The following is a 21,424-nucleotide window of genomic DNA, read 5'->3' as shown; positions in this document are numbered from 1 at the left end:
ATCATGGCCCCGGGAACGGGCGAGGGGGGTGAGCGCGGTGGCGCAGGACGAAGTGCGCGGCAGCGTCGTGGTGGCCGGGCGGTACCGCCTGGGGGAGCGGCTGGGCCGGGGCGGGATGGGCACGGTCTGGCGGGCCACTGACGAACTCCTCGGGCGTCCGGTCGCCGTCAAGGAACTGCACGCGGGCGAGGGCGACGGGGACGGTGTGGCCGCGGGGGCCCTGCGCGAGGCGCGTGCCGTGGCGCACGTGCGCCACCCCCATGTCGTCGTGGTCCACGACGTCGTCGAACACGAAGGCCGCCCCTGCATCGTGATGGAACTGGTCGACGGGGGATCCCTCGCCGACCTGATCTCCGCCGGGCGGACCCTCACCCCGGTCGAGACGGCGCGTACCGCACTCGCCCTGCTCGGCGCCCTGACCGCGGCGCACGGCCGGGGCGTGCTCCACCGGGACGTGAAGCCGGCCAACGTCCTCATGGAATCGGGGACCGGCCGGGTGGTGCTCACCGACTTCGGCATCGCCCGGTTCTCCGGGGCCACCACCATCAGCCAGACGGGCGCCTTCATCGGCTCGCCCGAGTACACCGCCCCGGAGCGGATGCGGGGAGCCGAGGCCGGTCCGGCCGCCGACCTGTGGTCGCTCGGCACGCTCATGTGCACCGCGCTGACCGGGGCGTCCCCCTTCCGGCGCGATTCGCTCGGCGGAGTCCTGCACGCCGTCGTCTCGGCGGAGATCCGCCCGCCCGTCCAGGCCGGGCCGCTCCTGCCGGTCATCCGGGGGCTGCTGGAACGCGACCCGGAGCGGCGGATGGGGGCGGCGGAGGCCGACCGGCTGCTGTCGGCCTACCTGGCCGGCGGCGGCGCGATGCCCGTCGGGAGCGGGCCCGGGAGCGGAGGCGGGAGCGGAGGTGGCCATGGGGCCGGTGCGGTGTTCGTGGGCGGCGGCCCTGCAGCCGCCGAGCGGATGACCGAGCCGGCCGACCGCGTCCCCGTGTCGGCCGACCCCACCCCTGGAGCGGCCGACGGACCGCCGGGCGCCGTGTCGCCCGACAGACTGCCGGCCCCGGAGCCTCAGGGGCTGACGGCCCCCGCCGTGGCTCCGCGTCCGGCGGCCGGGCGGCGCGTGGCGGTCCGGCCGGGCCTGCGCATCGGGCTGGTCGCGGCCGCAGCCGTCCTGGTGGGGGCCGGGGCGGTGGTGGGCGCCGGCCCGCTGCGCTCGCTGTTCGGGGTGGAGGAGACGGGGCAGGGGCCGCAGAGCGGGGCCGCGGCTCCCGGCGGCTCCGCGAGCCCGAACGGGGCTTCCTCCAGCGCCAGTCCGGTGGGCGGGCCCCCGGCCCTGACCCCGGGCGGGGCGCCCTCCGGGTACCGGACCGTCACCGACCCGCAGGGCTTCGCCGTCGCCGTGCCCGAGGGGTACCAGCGGGCCACCGACGACCAGCGCGTCTTCTACGTCTCCCCGGACGGGTCCGTCCGCATCGGGATCCGGGTGAAGATGCCGGTGCCCGGCGGCCCGCTCGGCGTGATGCGGCAGGCCCACGCGAACGGCCCGGAGACCAACGCGGGCTACCGCGACGGCACCGTCGTACCGACCGTCCATCATCAACTCCCGGCGGCGCTCTGGGAGTTCACCTGGAACGGCTTCGACCGGACCGAGGGGGCCCGGCACACCTACGACCTGTGCTGGGACGAGAACGGCCGGATGTACGACATCTGGGTCTCCTCCCCCGTGGGCGAAGTCGACGCGGCCAAGCGCCACTTCGACACCGCCGTGGCCACCTTCGTCCCGGGGGCGCTGGGCTCCGTCACCCCCTGACGCCCCGGCCGCCCCCCCGACTCCGGTCAGGTGCGCAGCACCACCAGCCCGTCGAGCCCGTCGGGCGTCCGCAGGCTGCCCGGAACCAGCGGGGCGTAGGTGCGCGGGAGCGCCAGCCCGGGGGCTCCGCCGTCCTGCGGTGCGTCGAAGAGGTACGCCGCCTCCGAGCTGCTGTCGCTGACCAGGTGCGGCCCGTGCGGTCCGTGCGGTCCGTGCGGTCCGTGGGGCCCGTCCGCTCCGCCCGCGGCCCGGGTCAGCGGGGTCCGGAAGAGGCTGCGCAGCTGGCGCAGGGTCTCCGCCGTGACCGGTACCGGCATCGGCAGCGACTCGGGCTCCGCCGGGACCCGCGGCCCGTCGGCCGGGCCCGGGGAGTCGGACCCGGGCCCGCGCCCCCCGGCAGCTCCGTGCGCCCCGGCAGCCCCCTCCGGCTCCGCCGCCTCCTGCGGGGCGTCCGCGCCGTCCGGCGGGATCGCCCCCGCCAGCAGCAGGGCCAGCAGGACGGGTACCGCCTTGCGCCGGAGCGCCTCGGTGGCCCGGCCCAGCCGGTGCGCGTGCCCGCCGGGCAGCGACAGGGCGAGGCTGCCCGCCGCGTCGCCGAGCGCCAGGGGGACCGCCGCGCACACCACGCCGGGGGCGTACTCGCGCAGGTCGAAGACGGGGGCCCCGGGGGCCACCGCGTCGAGCGCGCTGAACAGGGCCCGGCTGTCGGTGATGGTCCGCTCGGTGAGCCGGGCGGGCCGGTGCCGGGCCACGTGGTCGGCGCGGCCGTCGTGGTCGAGCTGGCTCAGCAGGCACTTGCCGACCGCGCTGGCGTGCGCGGCGTCCCGGAAGTCCACCCACTCCCGTACCGGCGGGGCGCCGGGCCCGTCCGCCATCTGGGTGATCCGGACCTCGCCCTCGGCGTACCGGCTCAGGTACACCGCCGCGCCCGCGCTGTCCCGCGCCAGGGACAGGGTGCTCTGCAGCTGGGCCGCCAGGCCCCGGCCGCCCGGGGCCGCGAGCCGGTCGAGAGCCGGCCCGGGGGCGTAGACCCCGACCCCGGAGCGGTACGCGTACCCCTCCTCGCAGAGCATCGACAGCAGCGGCCCGAGCTCCGCCTCGGCCAGCCCGGCCTCCCGCCCGAGCCGCCCGGCCCGTACGCCGAGCGGCCGCCGCTGCAGGACCCGTACGACGGCCAGGGCGCGGCGCGCCGCCGCCAGGGCCTCGCCCCCGCCGGGCTGGACGACGGTCCCGCGGGCCGCCGCCGTCAGCGCGGGGTGGCGCAGCGGACCCGCGCCGAGCCGGCCCGCCTCCGGTCGGCGCGGCTCCGTCCGGTCCGGCTCCGGCCGCGCCGGGGCGGCCTGCGGCCGGAAGGCGTCCAGGGCCCGGGAGACCCCGGGCCTGGGCAGCGGCACCGGGCCCAGGTCGGGATCCTCGAGCTGGTCCACGTAGCGCAGGACGGCCGCCTGCGCGCACAGCCGTACCTCGCGGAGCTCCCGGCGCCCGCCCGGCCGGAAGCGGCGCCGGCCCAGCTCCCGGGCCCAGACCCGGGCGTCGTGGTGCTCGCCGCGCCGGGAGTGGTCGAGGAAGAGGCAGTACGCGGCGTGCGCGGTCCGGCTGCGCCCGGACCCGGCGGCGAACTGCCACCAGAAGCGGGCCCCTTCGCGCAGTCCGGCCAGGTGCAGCAGACAGCCGAAGACCACGGCTCCGGGCAGATCGGCGTGGCCGCCGCTCTCGAAGGCGTCGAGCCGCTCCCGGGCCCCCGTGGCACAGACGGAGGCCAGGCAGGCGGCCTTGAGGTCGCGTCCGGCCCGCTCGGAGTCCAGCGGCAGATCGCGCAGGGGGTCGCTCCAGCCGAGCGTGCGGCGCCGGGCGTGGCCTCCGCCCCGTCTGGGAGCCGGGGCGGGGACCGGCCCCGGCCCCGGCGCCGCGGCGGTGGCGTCCGTGCCCCGCAGCAGCCGGGCCTCCGCCGCGCCCAGGTCGTAGTGCGGATAGCGGTCGCGCACGCTGGCCCGGGCGAGGAACCGTTCCAGGGAACGCGGGAGTCCGCCGTCCTCGCGGCGGGTTCCGCGGCTCGTGTTGCGGTTCATGACTCGGCCGACGGGTCGAGCAACCGGGCGAGCCGCCGCTGGGCCTGGCCGAGCTGCGAGCGGACCGTGGCCTCGTCCACCCCCATGATCGCGGCGGCTTCGCCGGGGGTGCACTGGAGTCCGTACCTCAACAGCACGGCGTCGCGCTGCCGTTCGGCGAGCCGGGAGACGGCGGAGTAGAAGCGGATCGTGTCGGTGAGCACCTCGTACTGGTCGGCTTCCGCGTGCGCCTCCTTGAGCGCCGCCTCGAAGGCACTGGTGTCCACCGGCTCCGGCCCGGGGCCGCGGTGGAACTGGCGGTCGATCAGGCGCTGTTTGAGGACGGTCCACGCGTAGGCGTCGAGCCGGTCCATGTGCAGCATCCGCAGCCATTCGCACATGATCGAGTCGAAGGCGGCGTCGACCGCTTCCTCGGCCGCCGTGTCCGATCCCAGCTGCAGGTACGCGAACCGCATGTAGGCCGGGCGCCGGTCGGCGTGGAAGGCCCAGTACGACAGGCGTGCCGGTGCGTTCCACTGGCTCATGGGCGCCGGCCGCCGTCGCCGGCTCGGCAGACCCACGGCTCCGCCACCGGACTCCTCCGGAAGACCGCTGCCATCGCTCACCGCTCCACCCCATCCCGTGTGCGCGGCAAGGAAATCAGCGCGGGCGCACTCGGAGGGCGCAGAGACGAAAGCTGGAAGAATTACGTTCGGTGATGATCATGTGCTGATCGATGTCGATCGCGCACGCGCTCAACCAGCACAAACGCATATGCCGTTCTCCTGTGCGGCCGTGCCGCCCGGTCCCGGAGGGCACGGCGTGTGACCATCCCAAGATTCACTCGTTTGTCGGAGGGTGGGCACAACACAGCGATTCGGCTCCACCGCCGTGGAGCAGGCCGAGGCCGTCCTCGTCGAGCACTATCCGCACCTGGTACGGCTCGCCTACGTGACGCTCCCGGTCACCCTGGGCCGCCATACCCGGGTCCTCCTCGCGCACAAGGCGGTCCAGCGGGCCCTTCCGCGCGGCGGACTCGGCGCCGCCCGGTCCCCGGCCGGTCCCGACGGGCCGGGCGGTCCCCTCACCCAGGTGCGGGTACGGGTCCTGCGCGCGAGCCTCGCTCCGTCCGGCCGGGCCCGCCTCGCCGCGGCCGGGCTCGGGTGGCCGCCGGTACCGCCCTTCGTCTGGGGGCTGCGGCTGTGGCCGCCGGCGGGCGGCATCGACGAGCCCGCCCGGGTGCTGGGCGCGGCGCCGGGACCGGTCCGGGCCGCGTTCGTCCTGCACGGCATGGACGGCCTGCCCGAGGAGGCGGTGGCCCGGCTGCTCGGCGCGGCCGGGGTGCCCGACCCGGCGGACGCCGTACGGGAGGCGCTGGCCGCCTGGGGTGAGTGGTCGGGCGGCGCCACCGGATCCCCGGGGGCGGTGGCGGGGGCTGTTGCCGGGCCCGGCTCCGGCTTCGGTGTCGGCCTTGGCTCCGGATCCGGCTCAGGTTCCGGATCCGGTGGGGGATCTGTTGCGGGGGACACCGCTGGGGAAACGCTCCTGCGGAGGACGGACGGCGGCGGGTTCGATGCCGCCGTGGTCAGCGCCCGCCCCACCGACCTGCTGCGCCGGCGCCGCCGCACCCGGGCCGGCTGGACCGCCGCGGCGGCTCTGCTCCTGGCCGCCGGGATCCTCGCGGCCGACGGGTCTCCGCGGCGCCCCGAGGTGTCACCGCTCGCCGGCCCCGCCGCCGCCGGGACGCTGGACCCCGCCCGGCTGGTCAGGGTGCCCGCCGAGGCCTGGGCGGACACCGCCCGCGTCGACTTCACCGCCTGGCCCGCGCGCGGCGGCCGCACCGCCGACCGGGGCCTGCTCGCCCGCGCCCTGGCCGCCTGGGCCGCCCGGCCCCGGGAGGTGACGGTGACGGCCGCGCCGGGGACGGCCACCGACGCCCCGCTGCGCGCGCCGCAACTCCTGTACGCGGGGGACGTCGCCGGGCGGGCGGTGGTGCTGCTGCTCGACGGGGACCGGGTGGTGCGGTACGGCGAGCCCGCAGAGGGCGCGGAGGGCACGGACGCCCCCGGCGGGCCGCGCGGCCGGGAGCTCGCGTTCGCCCGTACCGACGAGGCGAACGTGACCACCGCCGCCGCGCTGACGCTGAGCCGCTCCCCGGGCAAAGGGGCCACGGACGGGGGCCGGGCCAGGTACCTGCTCGCGCCGTGGATCGCCGGGGCCGCCACCCGCGACCTGCTCCGCACAGGGGACGGCGCCGAACCGCTCGCGGTCTCGGCCGACGGGGTCACCGAGGAGACGGCGGTTCCCCGTATGGATGACGGCGGCGGCGCCGGCGGAGGCTGCGCGGCCTGGCCCGTCCTGGAGCTGACCTCCTCGGCCCGCATCGTCGAGAAGCACGCCTTCCTCCTCGCCGACCTGGGCGCGCTGACCCCCGTACACCTGACCTACACCCCGCTGCCCGACGGTCCGGGGGCGGTGCCCGCGCGCCAGCCGCGCGAGGCCACCGGGCCGGCCGCGCGGGCGGCGTGGGCGCCGGTCGCCTGCCGGCTGCGGGAGTACGGCGGGGGCGGGGTGCGGGCCGTCAACATCTGGGACTTCGCCGGCTCCGAGCTCCCCGACGGCGCGGGCCGGGCCGTCTGGACCTGCACCCGGGCCTCCGGCTGGGCCGGCCCGGGTGACGTCCTGGTCCAGCTGCGACTGCCGACCGGGGCTCCGCAGGACGTGGCCCGGTCCCGCGGGACCGCCGCATGCGGACGGTTCGGGCAGCACCTCCTCGCGGGCACCCGGTGGAAGTCTCCGGTCGGCCGCTGGTACCTGCTGGCGGCCGGCAGCCGGGAGGTCACCGGCATCACGGCGGCCGGGGCCGTCAGAGCGGAAACCGCCGGCCGGACCCTGGCCGTCCCCGTCACCGGTCCGGGGGGTCCCACGGCCACCCTGACGGGCCGGCTCGCGAGCGGGGCCCGGATCACCGCGATCGACGGCGCGCGGGGCGGCCGCGACTGACGGCCCGCGACTGACCGTCCGCGACTGACCGTCCGCGACGGACGGCCCGCGACGGACGGCCTCCCGGCGGACCGCCGGCCGCCGGGGCCGCCCTCCCGCAGGCACCGTCCGCGGCCGCCGCGGACGGTGTCCCGCGGCGGTGGACGGCGGTTCGGCTGCTGCCCGGCCCGCTGTACCATGGCCGCAGCGCGAGGGCCGTGACGGAGTGGTCACAGTCCTCGCTTTTGCTTTGCACCCCGGTGGTGCTTCGCACCCAGTCCAACCCAGTCCACCCCGAAGAAATGCGGGGCGTGGCGTTTCGGCGGTTCGATACGATGAACCGCACGTCACGTCGTACCGGCATATACGAAATGGAGCATCCGAGGATGGCTCGACACCTGATCACCAGCGCGCTTCCCTATATCAACGGGATCAAGCACCTGGGCAACATGGTCGGGTCGATGCTTCCGGCGGATGTGTACTCCCGGTACCTCCGCCAGCGCGGCCACGACGTCCTCTACATCTGCGCCACCGACGAGCACGGCACCCCCGCCGAGCTCGCCGCGAAGGCGGCCGGCCTCTCGGTCGCCGATTTCTGCGCGCAGGCCCACGACGCCCAGAAGGCGGTCTACGACGGCTTCGAGCTGTCCTTCGACTACTTCGGCCGCAGCTCCTCCGCGGAGAACCGCGAGATCACCCAGCACTTCGCGCGCCAGCTGGAGAAGAACGGCTTCATCGAGGAGCGCGCGATCCGGCAGGTCTACTCGCCGGTCGACGGCCGCTTCCTGCCGGACCGCTACGTCGAGGGCACCTGCCCGCACTGCGGCTACGACAAGGCCCGCGGCGACCAGTGCGAGAACTGCACCCGCGTCCTGGACCCCACGGACCTGATCGAGCCCCGCTCGGCCATCTCCGGCTCCACCGAGCTGGAGGTCCGCGAGACCAAGCACCTCTTCCTCCTCCAGTCCAAGCTGCAGCACGAGGTCGAGGCCTGGGTCGCGGAGCACGAGGAGGAGTGGCCGCAGCTCGCGTCCTCCATCGCCCGCAAGTGGCTGACCGAGGGCCTGCACGACCGCGCCATCACCCGTGACCTCGACTGGGGCGTCCCGGTCCCCGCCGACACGTGGCCCGAGCTGGCCGCCGACGGCAAGGTGTTCTACGTCTGGTTCGACGCGCCGATCGAGTACATCGCCTCCACCAAGGAGTGGTCGGACGCCGACCCGGAGAACCGCGACTACAAGTCGTGGTGGTACGAGGCCGAGGACGTGCGCTACACCCAGTTCATGGCCAAGGACAACGTCCCGTTCCACACGGTGATGTTCCCCGCCACCGAGCTCGGCACCCGCGAGCCGTGGAAGAAGGTCGACTACGTCAAGGCCTTCAACTGGCTGACGTACTACGGCGGCAAGTTCTCCACCTCGCAGAAGCGCGGCGTCTTCACCGACCAGGCGCTGGAGATCCTCCCGGCCGACTTCTGGCGCTACTTCCTCATCGCCAACGCGCCCGAGTCCGACGACTCCTCCTTCACGTGGGAGCACTTCGCCGCCACGGTGAACAAGGACCTCGGCGGCACGCTGGGCAACTTCGTCAACCGCGTACTGACCTTCTCCCGCAAGAAGTTCGGCGACGAGGTCCCCGCCGGCACCCCCGCGGGCGAGGCCGAGGCCAAGCTCGGCGCGCAGATCGCCGAACTGCTGGCCGAGTACGAGGGCCACATGGACGCCCTCCAGTACCGCAAGGCCGCGGCCGCGCTGCGCGCCCTGTGGTCCGCCGGAAACGCCTACCTCGACGAGAAGGCCCCCTGGACGGAGGTCAAGACCGACCTGGAGGGCGCGGCGCTCACCCTGCGCACGGCGATGAACCTCATCCACCTCTACGCGGTGGTCTCCGAGCCGTTCATCCCGGCCTCGGCGCGCGCCATGCGCTCCGCGTTCGACCTCCCCGGCGACACGGCCACCTGGATCAGCCCGGAGCAGGCCGCGTCCCTCGACGCGGTGCCGGCGGGCACCCCGTTCACGGTCCCGGCGGTGCTCTTCCCGAGGGTCACCGAAGAGGACCTGGAGTCGTACCGCGAGCGCTTCGGCGGCACCCCGGAGGCCTAGTCCGGCCGGCCTTCCGGGCAGCAACTCACGCAGGGGCGCGACTCGTCGGAGTCGCGCCCCTGCGCGTTGCCCTCACGGCCGTACGCCGCCGAAGGCCCGCGGGTTGAAACGGGTCAACGCGTGCTCCTCGCGCAGAGCTTCCAGCCGCCGCAGCGCGTCCGCACCGTAGAAGCCCTCCAGCAGCTCCGCGTCCAGCTCGTGGGAGCCGTACAGGTACGGGCGTCCCTTCGCCTGCGCGCAGGCCGCCAGCAGCTCGCGCAGCACCCTGCGGGTCTCGGCCACCGCGTGGGAGTCGGACTTCTCGATGGTGGTGAACACGCCGATGCCGTACTGGACCGGTGTGTCGAGCGACGGGGCGAAGGCGAACGGCACCGCCGCCTCGGGACGCTTGATGACCAGGAAGTAGAGGCTGATCAGGTTGTCCGCGAACGGGGACTCGCGGGTCAGCTGCTCCAGGGTCTTCGTGATCCCCTCGAAGCCCGCCTCGTCGAAGACGTAGTCGGCCCAGAGGTTCACGCGGGACTCGTCCTGGAGGACGGGCACGAGGTGCTGGTCGACCTCCTGGTGCAGCAGCAAGGTGTAGTCGGGTGCGGGGAGCACGGTGCCCGGTTCGGCGGCCTCCATGGCCTCCGGGGCCTCCGCCGCGAGGGCGATCTGCGAATACCAGGAGGTCCGGTCGTACATTCCGAAATAGCCCGAGACCGCCGGGTCGGCGGCGACACCCTTCATGAATTCCGCGAGATCCGATATTCCCGTGTGCGGAATCCTGGAGACGGGAGTGACCGCCCGGTACGGCACGGTGCGGAGCAGGGCGGTCCGGATGAAACCGACCTGTCCCAGGCCGCCGAGGGCGAATCGGAACAGCTCGGAATTCTCCCGGCGGGAGCAGGTGCGCGAGCGCCCCGTTCCATCGACGAGCTCGATCTCCTCGACCTGGTCGATCTGAAGTCCCGACCGCAGGGAACCGTGGCCGAAACCCCCGATCGACAGCGTTCCACCCACGGTGAGATTCAGATAGCTGGGCAGGACGGGATTGGCGCGGCCGTGCGCGTTCAGCCATTTCTCCAGCGCGTACCAGGTGATTCCGCTCGGGACTTCCACGAGGTGTTCGCCGAGGTGTTCTCCGGGGGTTTCCGAGCCCCTGAAACGGGGCTCCGCGTCCTCGCGGAAATTGTCCAGCACGGTCCCGGACGCGAGCGTCTGCGTATTGCACGAGCGGCCGGCGCCCCGTACGGCGGTGTCCTTGCCGGACGCGGCCGCCGCGGCCATGAGGTCGCCGATCTCCCCGTCCGCCCCCTCCCGCACCACCTTCTCGGGAGCGATGGTGAGGGACCGTCCGAAATCGCTGCTGAATGTGCTCATCGCCTGCCACCTTTTGTCGGAGTTGGAGAAGCGAGGGGAGAGTAACCGGCCCCGCCCCCGCTCCGGAAGGCCGTGGAACGCTCTCGGGCCTTCGGCTATAGGGATGCTCCACGGGCGCTCTATGTGCCCCTGTCAGGCTTCCGGAAAAGGTTGGCAGCAGTGCGACTGATGGGCGGAGGCAAACTGCTTTGATTGCACGCAGCGAAGAAAAGGACAGGTCGGAAATCCGGCAGGACTTCATATCGGACTACGACGGTCTCGCCGGCGAGTGGTGGGATCCCAGGGGCGCGCTCGCACCATTGGGCTGGATCGCGCGGGCCCGCGCCGAATTCGTTCCCGTCGCCCGGACCGAGAAGGCGGCCCTGCTCGACATCGCCTGCGGCGGCGGGCTGTTCGGCCCGCACGCGGGGGCCAAGGGCTACCGCGTGGTCGGCGTCGACCTCTCCGAGATGTCGCTCCGCGAGGCGCTGCGGCACGGGTTCGACGAGGTGGTCCGGGCCGATGTCTCCCGACTCCCCTTCGAGGACGCGTCGTTCGACGTGGTCACCGCCGGCCAGTGCCTGGAGCACGTACCGGACCCGTACGCGGTGGTCGCGGAGGCCTGCCGGGTCCTGCGGCCCGGAGGCACGCTGATCGTCGACACCATCGCCGACACCCGGGTGGCCCGGCTGGTGTCCATCACCCTCGCCGAGAACCTCCCCCTCCCCGGCCGGCCGCCCCGCGGCACCCACGACCACCGGCTCTTCGTCAACCGGGAGCGGCTGACCCGGGCCGCGCGCGAGAACGGGGTCGAGCTCGAACTGCTCGGCCTGCGACCGCGGATGCGCGAGATGGCCCGCTTCGTGGTGGGCCGGACCGACGAGGTGACCATGGTGCGCACCAAGTCCACCTCCGTCCTCTACCTGGGCGCGGGGACGAAGAAATGACCCTTCAGCAGCAGCGGCCGGTGCGCAGCGGCGCCGTGCGGAGCTGGGTGGCCGGTGCACGCCTCAAGACCCTGCCCGTCACCTTCGCCCCGCTCGTGGTGGGCCTCGCCATCGCCGAGGAGGCGGGGGCCGTCGACTGGTGGCACGCGGCCCTGACGGCCGTGCTCGTCCTGGGCTTCGTCCTGGGGACCAACTTCTTCAACGACTACAGCGACGGGATCCGGGGCGTAGACGACCACCGCGCGGGCCCGGCCCGGCTGGTGGGCTCGGGGCGGGCCACGCCGCGCCAGGTCTTCCGGCACGGAGCGGTCCTGTACGCCGTGGGGGCCCTGGCCGGGCTGGTCCTGGCCGTGCTGGTCTCGTGGTGGGTGCTCCCGCTGACCGTGTCCCTCGCCCTCGGAGGCTGGTTCTACACCGGCGGCGCCCGGCCCTACGGCTACCGGGGGCTCGGTGAGATCAGCATCTTCCTCTTCCACGGGGTCGTCTTCGTGTGCGCCCCGGCCGCCATCCAGCTCGGGCACGTGCCCGCCGTGGCCCTGGGCGCCGCGGTGCCCCTCGGCTTCCTCGCGGTCGCGCTGCTGACCACGAACAACCTCCGCGACATCCCGACCGACGCGGCCGCCGGGAAGATCACCCTCGCGGTGCGGATGGGCGCGGGGCCGACCCGGCAGTTCTACGTGCTCTGCGTCGCCGCGGCCTTCGTGTCCGCGGTCCTCCTCGCCGCCGCCCGGCCCGGGGCCTTCCTCGTCCTCGGCGCGGTCCCGGTCGCGGTCCTGCCGGTGCGCCGGGTGCTGGGCGGGGCGGCCGGCCGCGACCTGATTCCGGCGCTGGAGCACACCTGCCTGCTGCTGCTCGCCTTCGGGTCCCTGCAGGCGATCGGCCTGGCGCTGTGACCGCCGTGGGCGACACGACGCGTCCGGACCACGAAGTCCTCGTCATCGGCGCCGGGTTCTCGGGCATCGGGGCCGCGCTCGGACTGCGCCGGGCGGGCATCGACGATTTCCTCGTCCTGGAGGAGCGGGACGACGTGGGCGGCAGCTGGTACGCCAACAAGTACCCCGGCGTCGCCGTGGACATCTCCGCCTTCTCCTACTCCTTCGCCGCCGAACCCTTCGCGTCCTGGTCCCGGGTCTTCCCTCCGGGAGAGGAGCTGAAGGCGTACGCCGACCACTGCATCGACACCTACGCCCTGCGGCCCCACCTGCGCTTCAACTCCCGTGTCGAGCAGGCCTCGTACAGCGAATCTGCGCACCTGTGGCAGGTGCTCCTCGGTGACGGCACCGAGCTGACGGCCCGCTTCGTCATCTGCGCCACCGGATGGCTGACCAAGCCCAAGACGCCCGCCATCGCCGGCCTCGACACCTTCAAGGGCGACCTCGTGCACACGGCCGAGTGGGACCAGTCCCTGGACCTGGACGGGAAGCGGGTGGGAGTCATCGGCACCGGGGCCTCGGCGGTCCAGATCGTCCCGGAGATCGCCGGGCGGACCGAGCAGCTCCACGTCTACCAGCGGACCCCCACCTGGCTGCTCCCGAAGCCGGACTTCGCGGTCCCGGAGGCCGTCCGCCGGCTCTTCCGCAGGGTCCCCGCGACGCAGCGGGCGATCCGGATGCTTAACGACGTCGTGACCGAGCTCAGCTTCGTGATCGCCATGGTCCACTACCGGCGGTTCCCCTTCCTGGCGAAGGCCGGGGAAGCCGCGTCCAAGTTCTACCTGCGGCGCCAGGTCAAGGGCGACCGCACGCTGATGGCCAAGCTGACCCCCTCCTACCGGGTGGGCTGCAAGCGGCCGTCGCTGAGCAAGGGCTACTGGCGGGCCTTCACCCGTGACGACGTCGAGCTGGTCACGGAACCCATCGAGGAGATCACCCCGTCCGGCATCCGCACCGCGGACGGCGCGGAACAGGACCTCGACGTACTGATCCTGGCCACCGGATTCCACGTGCTCGACAACCTGCCCCCGTTCCCGATGCACGGGCAGGGCGGTCGGGACCTCAAGGAGTTCTGGAGGACCGAGCGGTTCCAGACGTACGAGGGCACGTCGATCAAGGGCTACCCGAACCTGTGGTTCATCGTCGGCCCCTATTCCTTCACCGGCGGATCCTGGTTCGGCATGATCGATTACCAGGTGACACACGCCCTGCGGGTGATCGGCGAAGCCCGGCGGCGCGGGGCCACGGAGGCGGCCGTCCGCCCGGAGGAGCACGACCGCTCCTTCCGCAGGAACCTGCGCCGCATGCGCAACACCGTCTTCCTGGACCCGAGTTGCCGGGGCACGAACAGCTACTACCTCGACGAGCACGGAGACGCTCCGGCCGTCCGCCCCGCCTCCACCTACGAAGCGGCCTGGCGGGCCCGGCACTTCGACCTGGACGACTACAGCTTCGAGCGATGACCCCGCGGCCGGTGGTCGGCCGGGGGAGGACCCAATGCCTGGGAGGCAGTTGTGACCCGTTTGAGCGAGGTGCGCGGAAAGGACCGCGCGCTGTGCTTCCTGTACGGGGCTTCGGCCCTGATCGGTTTGGTCGTCATGGGGACCATGGCCGTCGCCTTCGTGGTGCAGAACGCCGACGCCGGTGCGGCCGGAGTGGTGGAGAACTTCCTCCGCGACTCGACGACCAACCTGGCGTCCCAGTTCGTCTACATGGACCTGGTGCTGGTCTGGGCGGCCGTCGGCGCCTACATGATCGTGGAGGGCCGGCGGTACGGCATCCGGCACGTGTGGGCGTACATCGTCGGGGCTCCGGCCATCGCTCTGATCGTGACCTACGGCCTCTTCATGCTCGTCCGCCAGCTGAAGATCGCGGCCCTGCGGGACGCCGACGGGCAGATCGCGGTGCAGGCGAGGGCCCGCTCCGCGGAAGAGTTCGCCGACGGGTCCGCCCTGCGGCCCGTACCGACGATGGCCTCGCAATGAGTGACGGGATGGCCGGAAAGGTCGCCCTGGTCACCGGGGCGGCCGGGGGCATCGGTTCGGCCGCGGTCCGGCTGCTCGCCGAACAGGGCACGGTGGTGGCCGCCGTGGACCTCGACAACGGGCAGCTGTGGGAAACGGTCGGCAAGCTCACCGCCGAAGGCCTGCCCGTACGGGGCCACCCGGCGGACGTGGCGTCGAGCGCCGACGTCGAGGCCGTCGTGGAGGCGGTGGAGGAGCAACTGGGGCCCATCGACTACCTGGTGAACGCCGCCGGCGTGCTCCACCTCGGCGAGGCCACGGACCTCACCGACCAGGAGTGGTACCTCACCTTCGGGGTCAACACCAACGGGGTCTTCTTCGTCTCCCGCGCGGTGGTCAGACGCATGGTGGAGCGCCGCAGGGGCTCGATCGTCACCGTCGCCTCGAACGCCGCCGGCACCGCGCGCTCGCACATGGCCGCCTACGCCGCGTCCAAGGCGGCGGCGATCGCCTTCACCAAGTGCATGGGCCTGGAGGTCGCCCGGTACGGCGTCCGCTGCAACGTGGTCGCCCCCGGATCGACGGACACCCACATGCTGCACGGCATGCACGCCGACGGCAGCGCGGTCACCGCCTCGGTGGCGGGTGATCCGGACGCCTACCGGACCGGCATCCCGCTGGGAAAGGTGGCGAGCCCGGACGACGTCGCCCAGGCCATCCGCTTCCTGCTGTCGGACGAGGCAGGGCACATCACCCTGCAGGGCCTGACCGTCGACGGCGGGGCGACCCTCGGGGTGTAGCCCCGCCGCCCGTGCCCGGCGCCCGTGCCCGGTGTCCATGCCCACGCCCGTCCACCGACCGCATCCCGAAAGGACAGACCACCGCATGGCAGGACTGCCTTCCATCGATCCCTATCCGATGCCCCTGCCCGAGGAGCTTCCTCCCGCGGCGGTCGGCTGGCGGGTGGACCCGCGGCGCGCCGTGCTGCTCGTCCACGACATGCAGGAGTACTTCCTCCAGCCGTTCGCCCCGGGGACCTCGCCCCGGGACCCCCTCGTGGGCAACGCGGCCCTGCTGCGCCGGCGCTGCGCCGCACTCGGCATCCCCATCGCCTACACGGCCCAGCCCGGCGGGATGACCCTCGTGGAGCGGGGCCTGCTCGCGGACTTCTGGGGCCCCGGGATGAGCACGTCACCGGAGCACCGCCAGGTCGTCGCGGGACTCGAACCGGGCCCCGACGACTGGGTGTTCGTGAAATGGCGGTACAGCGCCTTCTACAACTCGGACCTGCTGGAACGGATGCGGTCCGAAGGCCGCGACCAGCTCGTCATCTGCGGGGTGTACGCGAACGTGGGGGTCCTGATGACGGCGGTGGACGCGTTCACGCGCGACATCCAGCCGTTCCTGGTGGGCGACGCCGTCGCCGACTTCTCCGCCTCCCACCACCACCGCGCCCTGGAGTACGCGGCCGAGCGGTGCGCCGCCGTGGTCACCACGGCCGCCGTGTGCCGGGCACTGGACGCCGTACCGGCGGGGGAACCGCGGTGACCGGGAACCTCCGGGCGGCGGCCGGGCCGGACACGGCCGCGCCCCCGGACCTCCTCGCCCGCGTCCTGGACGGCTCCGCCGGAGCCTTCGCCCTGCTCCACCGCCCGGAGACCACGGCTCCGGGCACCCTGGAAGTGCTGCTGGGCGATACGGCCGCCTGCGCCACGCTGGCGGACCTCCCGCTGGACGACCCGGCGGCCCCGGCCGGCGGCCGGGACGAGGTGCTCGCCCTGGTCCCGTACCGGCAGATCACCGAGCGCGGGTTCGCCGCCCTCGACGACGGCGAGCCGCTGATCGCGCTGACCGTCACCGGCCGGCAGGACCTCCCGCTCGCAGAGGCCCTGCGCCGGCTGCCCGACGACCCCGTCAAGGTCGAATCGGAGGAGTTCGACCTCACGGACGAGGCGTACGCGGACATCGTGCGCCGGGTGGTCGCCGACGAGATCGGCACCGGCGAGGGCGCGAACTTCGTGATCAAGCGGACCTTCACGGCCTGGCTGCCGGACTGCTCGGTCATCGGCGCCCTGTCCTTCTTCCGCCGCCTCCTCGAACGGGAGGCGGGGGCCTACTGGACCTTCCTCGTGCACACCGGCGACCGGATGCTCATCGGCGCCACCCCCGAGCGCCACATCAGCGTCCGGGGCGGCACCGCGGTGATGAACCCCATCAGCGGCACCTACTGCTACCCCCCGGGCGGCCCCACGCTCGACGGCGTCCTGTCCTTCCTGACGGACCGGAAGGAGGCCGACGAGCTGTACATGGTGGTCGACGAGGAACTGAAGATGATGTCCCGCCTCTGCCGGTCCGGCGGGCGGCTCATCGGCCCCTACCTCAAGGAGATGACCCGGCTCGCGCACACCGAGTACCTCATCGAGGGCACCACCGACCTGGACGTCCGCGACATCCTCCGGGAGACCCTGTTCGCCCCCACCGTCACCGGCGCGCCCCTGGAGAGCGCCGCCCGGGTGATCAGCCGGCACGAGACCACCGGACGCGGCTACTACAGCGGCGTCGCCGCCCTCATCGGGAGGGACGCCTCGGGCGCCCGGAGCCTCGACTCCGCCATCCTGATCCGGACGGCCGACCTCGCCGCGGACGGCAGGCTGCGCATCGGCGTCGGTGCCACGCTGGTCCGCCACTCCGATCCCGAGGCCGAGGCGCGCGAGACCCGGGCCAAGGCGGCCGGTCTGCTCGCGGCCCTGGCCGGCCCCGCCCCCAGCCGCTTCGCCGACCGTCCCGAGGTCCGCGCCGCGCTCGCCCTGCGCAACGAGAACGTCGCCGGGTTCTGGCTCGACGAACCGGACGGCAGGAACGGGGCCACCGCCGAACTGGCCGGGCGCCGGGTCCTCGTCGTGGACGCGGAGGACACCTTCACGGCGATGCTCGCCCAGCTGATCCGCTCCCTCGGCGCCGAAGTGACCGTACGGCGGTTCGACGAGCCGTACGACACCGGGGCCCACGACCTGGTGCTCCTGGGCCCCGGACCCGGCGACCCCCGCGACCTCGCGCACCCGAAGATCGCGCACCTCAGGGCCGCGGTGTCCCGGCTGCTCGCGGGCGACCGGCCCTTCCTGGGGGTGTGCCTGAGCCACCAGGTGCTGAGCGGGGTCCTCGGCCTGGACCTGGTCCGCCGCGAGACCCCGAACCAGGGGGTGCAGCGGGAGATCGACCTGCTGGGCGGGCGCGAACGGGTGGGCTTCTACAACACGTTCGCCGCCCGCGCCGGGGCCGACGTGCTCGACCATCCCGACCACGGCCGGGTGGCGGTGAGCCGGGACCGGGACACCGGAGAGGTGCACGCCCTGGAGGGCCGCCGCTTCGCCTCCGTGCAGTTCCACGCGGAATCGGTCCTGACTCGGGAAGGCCGGCGGATCCTCGGTTCGCTGCTCACCGGGGTGCTGCGGACATGACCGCCCACGAGGCCCCGGCGCGCGTGCTCGTCGCCGGCGGGGGCATCGGCGGACTCGCCGCCGCCCTCGCCCTCGCACGGCGGGGACACCGGGTCACGGTCCTGGAGCGGGCGGCGGCCTTCACCGAGTTCGGCGCGGGCATCCAGCTCGCCCCGAACGCCTTCCACGCCCTGGACCGGCTGGGCGTCGGCCGGGCGGTGCGCGAGCGGGCGGTGTTCGTCGCCGAACTCCGCTTCATGGACGGCGTCACCGGCGAGACCGTCGTCACCGTGCCCCTCGCCGAGCGCTACCGCCGCCGGTTCGCCCAGCCCTACGCGGTGGTGCACCGCGCCGACCTCTACGAGCCGCTGCTCGCGGCCTGCCGCGCGGCCGACGGCATCGAGCTGCTGGCCGGCGTCGCCGTGTGCTCGTACGCGCAGCGCCCGTCGGGAGTCACCGTGTCCACCGCCGACGGCCGGACGTTCACGGGGGACCTCCTCGTCGGAGCCGACGGCCTGCGCTCGGCGGTCCGCGCCCAGCTCGTCGGCGACGGAGCCCCCCGCGTCTGCGGGCACACCATCTACCGCTCGGTGATACCGATCGGGAAGGTGCCCGAGGAGCTGCGGTGGAACGCGGTGACGCTGTGGGCGGGCCCCCGCTGGCACTTCGTCCACTACGTCATCGGCGGCGGGAAGTACCTCAACCTCGCCGCCACCCTGGACGACGGCGCCCGCGAGCCCGTATCGGGACGGCCCGCCACCCGGGACCTCGTGCGCGAACGCTTCGGGGGACTGCGCGGCCCGGCCCGCCGGCTCCTCGAACTGGGCGAGGAATGGCGGGAGTGGGTGCTGTGCGACCGCGATCCCGTGGACGTGTGGACCGACGGGCGGGTGACCCTGCTGGGCGACGCGGCCCACCCGATGCTCCAGTACGCCGCCCAGGGCGCCTGCCAGAGCCTGGAGGACGCCGTGGTGCTGGGCGAACTCCTCGGCGGTGCCACCGCGGGCGAGGCGCCCGCACGGCTGGAGAAGTACAACGCCGAACGGCGCGAACGCACCGCCCGCACCCAGCTCCTGGCCAGGGAGATGGGAGAACAGCTCTACCACCCCGCCGGAGAGGCCGCCCGCGCGCGCAACGCGATGCTGCGGTCCCTGGGCGAGGACGACCTGTACGAGCACATGGCCTGGCTGCACGGCGCCGGGCCCCTCCGGGAGGAAACAGCATGACCCGTCTGGATGTGAAGCCGAGGACCCGCGGCGCCGTTGACGTACTCGGCCTGCTGGAGCGGGGACGCACGCTGTCCACGCCCATGCTGCGCACGGCCGTCGAACGGCTGGCGGCGCCCATGGACACCATCGCCGCCTACCACTTCGGGTGGATCGACGCCGCGGGCAACCCCTCGGACGGCGACGGCGGCAAGGCCCTGCGGTCCGCCCTCGCACTGATCTCCGCCGAAGCCGCCGGCGCCCTGCCGGGGGCGGGGGTGCCCGGCGCGGTCGCGGTCGAGCTCGTGCACAACTTCTCGCTGCTGCACGACGACTTCATGGACGGAGACGAGCAGCGCCGCCACCGCGACACGGTCTGGAAGGTGCACGGCCCGGCCCAGGCGATCCTGGTCGGGGACGCGCTGCTGGCGCTCGCCAGTGAGGTGCTGCTGGACCTGGGCACCGCGGAGGCGAGCCGCGCCACCCGCCGGCTCAACACCGCGACCCGCAAGCTGATCGACGGCCAGGCCCAGGACCTGTCCTTCGAGCTGCGCGACCGGGCGACGGTCGCCGAATGCCTGGAGATGGAGGGAAACAAGACCGGTGCCCTGCTCGCCTGCGCCGTCTCGATAGGCGCCGTCCTCAACGGCGCCGACGACGAGACGGCCGACGCCCTGGAGCGCTACGGGTACCACCTCGGCCTCGCCTTCCAGGCCGTCGACGACCTGCTCGGCATCTGGGGCACCCCGGAGCAGACCGGTAAACAGGCGTGGAGCGACCTCAAGCAGCGCAAGAAGTCGCTGCCGGTGTGCGCGGCCCTGGAAGCCGGCGGGCCGGCCGCGGAACGCCTCGCCGCGCTCCTCGCCGCCGACGCCGCCGGTGCGGCGGGCGGCGCGCCGGACGAGGCCTTCGACGAAGCGGAGTTCGCGCTCCGGGCCGCCCTGATCGAGGAGGCCGGGGGCCGCGCCTGGACCGCCGCCGAGGCGAGGCGGCAGTACGACGCCGCCCTCGGCGCCCTCGACACGGTGTTCCTGCCCGAGGAGGTGCGCGAACAGCTCACCGCGCTGGCCGACTTCGTCGTCGTCCGGCGGCACTGAATGGGCGGGCGCCGTCACATCGCGGCGCCCAGCGCAAGGAATCCGCAGATCAGTACGAAGAGGATGCCGAGCAACGGCCAGACGAAGCGCAGGTACTTGTCGTAGCCGACCTTCGCCAGCGCGACACCGCCGATGGTGACGGCGGTGGTCGGGACCCAGAGGTTCATCCAGCCGCTCGCCGACTGCCAGGCCGTCACCATCAGCGCGCGGGAGACGCCCGCGAAGTCGGCGAGCGGGGCCAGGATCGGCATGGTGAGCGTGGCGTGCCCGGAGGTGGAGGGGATCAGGAAGGCGAGCGGGAGGTTCACGAGGAAGACGATGATCGCGAAGATCCCGGAAGAAGTCCCCTTCACCACGCCCTCGATGGAGTGCAGAACGGTGTCGGTGATCTTCGAGTTGTTCATGATGACCGTGACCCCGCGCGCCAGCATGATGACCAGGGCCGGCGAGATGAAGTCGGCGGCGCCCTGGATGATCGTGGAGCTGAGTTTGGCCTCGCCCATCCGGGCGACCAGGCCGATCAGCACGGCCGCGCAGATGAAGAGCGCCGCCAACTGGGCGAAGGACCAGTCCAGTTCCCAGGCGTACGGGGTCGCGTCCGCCTTTCCGGTGAGCGCGCTCGACCAGGGCACCACCGAGAAGATCATGAAGGCGAAGACGAGGACCAGCAGGACCAGCACGGTCTTGTGCAGCCCGGTCAGCTCCGGTTCCACTTCTTCGTCGCCGGTGGCCTTCTGCTCCCGGTCCCCGGGCAGGAAGCCGCAGATCGATTTGGAGGGGTCCTTCTGGACCCGTCGCGCGTACCGGATCACGTAGAGGACGGTCACCGTGGTCAGCACGATCCACATGAGGAAGCGCAGTCCGATCCCGTCGCCGAGCGAGATGTCGGCCGCCGAGGAGGCCACCCCGGTCGCGAACGGGTTCACCGTGGAGCACATCACCCCGACGCCCGCGCCGAGGATGCTGGCACCGACCGCGACCATCCGGTCGTAGCCGAGGGCCAGCATCATCGGGACCAGCAGTCCGTAGAAGCCGAGGGTCTCCTCGGCGAAGCCCTCCACGGTGCCCAGGATCGAGAAGACCACCATCACGGCGGCGATCAGCAGCGCCCCGCGGTTGCGCAGCCGGTGGGCGAGGCGGGCGATGCCCCGGTCGAGGGCGCCGGTGGCGAACACGACGGTGATGAAGGCACCGATGGCGAGCACGAAGAGGAACACGCCCGCGCTGCCGTACAGATCACCGCTGAAGGTGGGCCCGACCTGGCCGGTCTTGGGGTCCTGGAGGCCGTAGAGCCCGTTGACGGGGGAGAGGAACAGGTCGTTCAGGCGATCGGTGAAGCTCTGGGTGCCCTCGACCCGGTGATAGGTGCCGGCGACGGGCGCGCCGCTGTCGTTGCGGTCGTACTGGCCGGCCGGGACGAGGAAGGCCAGCAGCCAGATGGCGACGGTGACCACGGCCAGGACGGTCAGCGCGCTGGGGAAGGAGAACTTCTTCGCAGGGGGCGGCTCCTCCGGCGGAGCCTGCACGGCCGGGATCTGCGGCGGGGCCGGCGGGGG

General features: G+C 73.4%; 15 protein-coding genes and 1 pseudogene. 12 read left to right on the top strand and 4 right to left on the bottom strand.

Annotated elements, in window-relative coordinates; all coding sequences use genetic code 11:
• The first annotated feature begins 37 nt into the window (after positions 1-37).
• A complete protein-coding gene (locus NLX94_RS03080) occupies positions 38-1,813 on the top strand; it encodes a protein kinase (protein ID WP_308402361.1) in 1,776 nt (591 codons plus the stop codon).
• A gap of 479 nt (positions 1,814-2,292) precedes the next feature.
• On the opposite strand, the pseudogene NLX94_RS39565 reads toward NLX94_RS03080, so the two are convergent.
• Together NLX94_RS39565 and NLX94_RS03070 are read right to left on the bottom strand one after the other, a co-directional pair.
• Positions 2,293-3,012: pseudogene (locus tag NLX94_RS39565) on the bottom strand (IclR family transcriptional regulator C-terminal domain-containing protein); the annotation flags it as partial.
• An 866-nt stretch (positions 3,013-3,878) separates the two neighbouring features.
• A complete protein-coding gene (locus NLX94_RS03070; RefSeq protein ID WP_254380969.1) occupies positions 3,879-4,406 on the bottom strand; it encodes an RNA polymerase sigma factor in 528 nt (175 codons plus the stop codon).
• A gap of 313 nt (positions 4,407-4,719) precedes the next feature.
• Between NLX94_RS03070 and NLX94_RS03065 the strand changes: the two genes are divergently transcribed.
• Together NLX94_RS03065 and metG are read left to right on the top strand one after the other, a co-directional pair.
• Positions 4,720-6,864, top strand: coding sequence for a hypothetical protein (locus NLX94_RS03065; protein WP_254380968.1), 2,145 nt, complete (start codon positions 4,720-4,722; stop codon positions 6,862-6,864).
• 365 nt (positions 6,865-7,229) lie between these two features.
• Positions 7,230-8,945, top strand: a complete 1,716-nt coding sequence (gene metG, locus NLX94_RS03060; RefSeq protein ID WP_254380967.1) for a methionine--tRNA ligase — start codon at positions 7,230-7,232, stop codon at positions 8,943-8,945.
• Positions 8,946-9,017: 72 nt separating this feature from the next.
• Here metG and NLX94_RS03055 read toward each other — a convergent pair whose 3' ends face one another.
• Positions 9,018-10,307 (bottom strand): FAD-binding protein, encoded by a 1,290-nt coding sequence (locus NLX94_RS03055; protein WP_254380966.1) that lies wholly within the window; start codon positions 10,305-10,307, stop codon positions 9,018-9,020.
• 188 nt (positions 10,308-10,495) lie between these two features.
• Between NLX94_RS03055 and NLX94_RS03050 the strand changes: the two genes are divergently transcribed.
• From NLX94_RS03050 to NLX94_RS03010, 9 genes are all read left to right on the top strand, one after another.
• Positions 10,496-11,233: a methyltransferase domain-containing protein gene (locus tag NLX94_RS03050; protein ID WP_254380965.1), complete on the top strand. Its 738-nt coding sequence runs from the start codon at positions 10,496-10,498 to the stop codon at positions 11,231-11,233.
• Positions 11,230-12,126, top strand: a complete 897-nt coding sequence (locus NLX94_RS03045; RefSeq protein ID WP_254380964.1) for a 1,4-dihydroxy-2-naphthoate polyprenyltransferase — start codon at positions 11,230-11,232, stop codon at positions 12,124-12,126. The genes NLX94_RS03050 and NLX94_RS03045 overlap by 4 nt, the downstream gene beginning before the upstream one ends.
• Entirely contained in the window at positions 12,123-13,628 is a 1,506-nt protein-coding gene (locus NLX94_RS03040) for an NAD(P)/FAD-dependent oxidoreductase (RefSeq protein ID WP_254380963.1), read from the top strand. Before NLX94_RS03045 ends, NLX94_RS03040 begins: the two co-directional genes overlap by 4 nt.
• A 51-nt stretch (positions 13,629-13,679) precedes the next feature.
• Positions 13,680-14,150, top strand: a complete 471-nt coding sequence (locus tag NLX94_RS03035) for a DUF2834 domain-containing protein (protein ID WP_254380962.1) — start codon at positions 13,680-13,682, stop codon at positions 14,148-14,150.
• 8 nt (positions 14,151-14,158) lie between these two features.
• Positions 14,159-14,929: a 2,3-dihydro-2,3-dihydroxybenzoate dehydrogenase gene (locus NLX94_RS03030; protein WP_254380961.1), complete on the top strand. Its 771-nt coding sequence runs from the start codon at positions 14,159-14,161 to the stop codon at positions 14,927-14,929.
• 85 nt (positions 14,930-15,014) lie between these two features.
• Entirely contained in the window at positions 15,015-15,677 is a 663-nt protein-coding gene (locus tag NLX94_RS03025) for an isochorismatase family protein (protein ID WP_254380960.1), read from the top strand.
• Positions 15,674-17,587, top strand: coding sequence for an anthranilate synthase family protein (locus NLX94_RS03020; protein WP_254380959.1), 1,914 nt, complete (start codon positions 15,674-15,676; stop codon positions 17,585-17,587). Before NLX94_RS03025 ends, NLX94_RS03020 begins: the two co-directional genes overlap by 4 nt.
• Positions 17,584-18,792: a 3-hydroxybenzoate 6-monooxygenase gene (locus NLX94_RS03015; protein WP_254380958.1), complete on the top strand. Its 1,209-nt coding sequence runs from the start codon at positions 17,584-17,586 to the stop codon at positions 18,790-18,792. The genes NLX94_RS03020 and NLX94_RS03015 overlap by 4 nt, the downstream gene beginning before the upstream one ends.
• Complete coding sequence (locus tag NLX94_RS03010; protein ID WP_254380957.1) at positions 18,789-19,868, top strand: polyprenyl synthetase family protein; 1,080 nt, start codon at positions 18,789-18,791, stop codon at positions 19,866-19,868. Before NLX94_RS03015 ends, NLX94_RS03010 begins: the two co-directional genes overlap by 4 nt.
• A gap of 14 nt (positions 19,869-19,882) precedes the next feature.
• Here the strand turns inward: NLX94_RS03010 and NLX94_RS03005 are convergent, their stop codons facing one another.
• Positions 19,883-21,394 (bottom strand): YfcC family protein, encoded by a 1,512-nt coding sequence (locus NLX94_RS03005; protein ID WP_254381220.1) that lies wholly within the window; start codon positions 21,392-21,394, stop codon positions 19,883-19,885.
• Positions 21,395-21,424: the final 30 nt, after the last annotated feature.

Source organism: Streptomyces sp. TBY4 (assembly GCF_024213195.1).
Classification (GTDB): Bacteria; Actinomycetota; Actinomycetes; order Streptomycetales; family Streptomycetaceae; genus Streptomyces.
Note: the sequence above shows the minus strand (reverse complement) of the source record. Positions and strands in the feature narration are given on the sequence as shown.

What these genes read in the sequence shown, in the direction of transcription:
- NLX94_RS03070 (WP_254380969.1), bottom strand. Translation starts at nt 4,406, where the DNA reads ATGAGCCAGTGGAACGCACCGGCACGCCTGTCGTACTGGGCCTTCCAC.
- metG (WP_254380967.1), top strand. Translation starts at nt 7,230, where the DNA reads ATGGCTCGACACCTGATCACCAGCGCGCTTCCCTATATCAACGGGATC.
- NLX94_RS03055 (WP_254380966.1), bottom strand. Translation starts at nt 10,307, where the DNA reads ATGAGCACATTCAGCAGCGATTTCGGACGGTCCCTCACCATCGCTCCC.
- NLX94_RS03045 (WP_254380964.1), top strand. Translation starts at nt 11,230, where the DNA reads ATGACCCTTCAGCAGCAGCGGCCGGTGCGCAGCGGCGCCGTGCGGAGC.
- NLX94_RS03030 (WP_254380961.1), top strand. Translation starts at nt 14,159, where the DNA reads ATGGCCGGAAAGGTCGCCCTGGTCACCGGGGCGGCCGGGGGCATCGGT.
- NLX94_RS03025 (WP_254380960.1), top strand. Translation starts at nt 15,015, where the DNA reads ATGGCAGGACTGCCTTCCATCGATCCCTATCCGATGCCCCTGCCCGAG.
- NLX94_RS03015 (WP_254380958.1), top strand. Translation starts at nt 17,584, where the DNA reads ATGACCGCCCACGAGGCCCCGGCGCGCGTGCTCGTCGCCGGCGGGGGC.
- NLX94_RS03010 (WP_254380957.1), top strand. Translation starts at nt 18,789, where the DNA reads ATGACCCGTCTGGATGTGAAGCCGAGGACCCGCGGCGCCGTTGACGTA.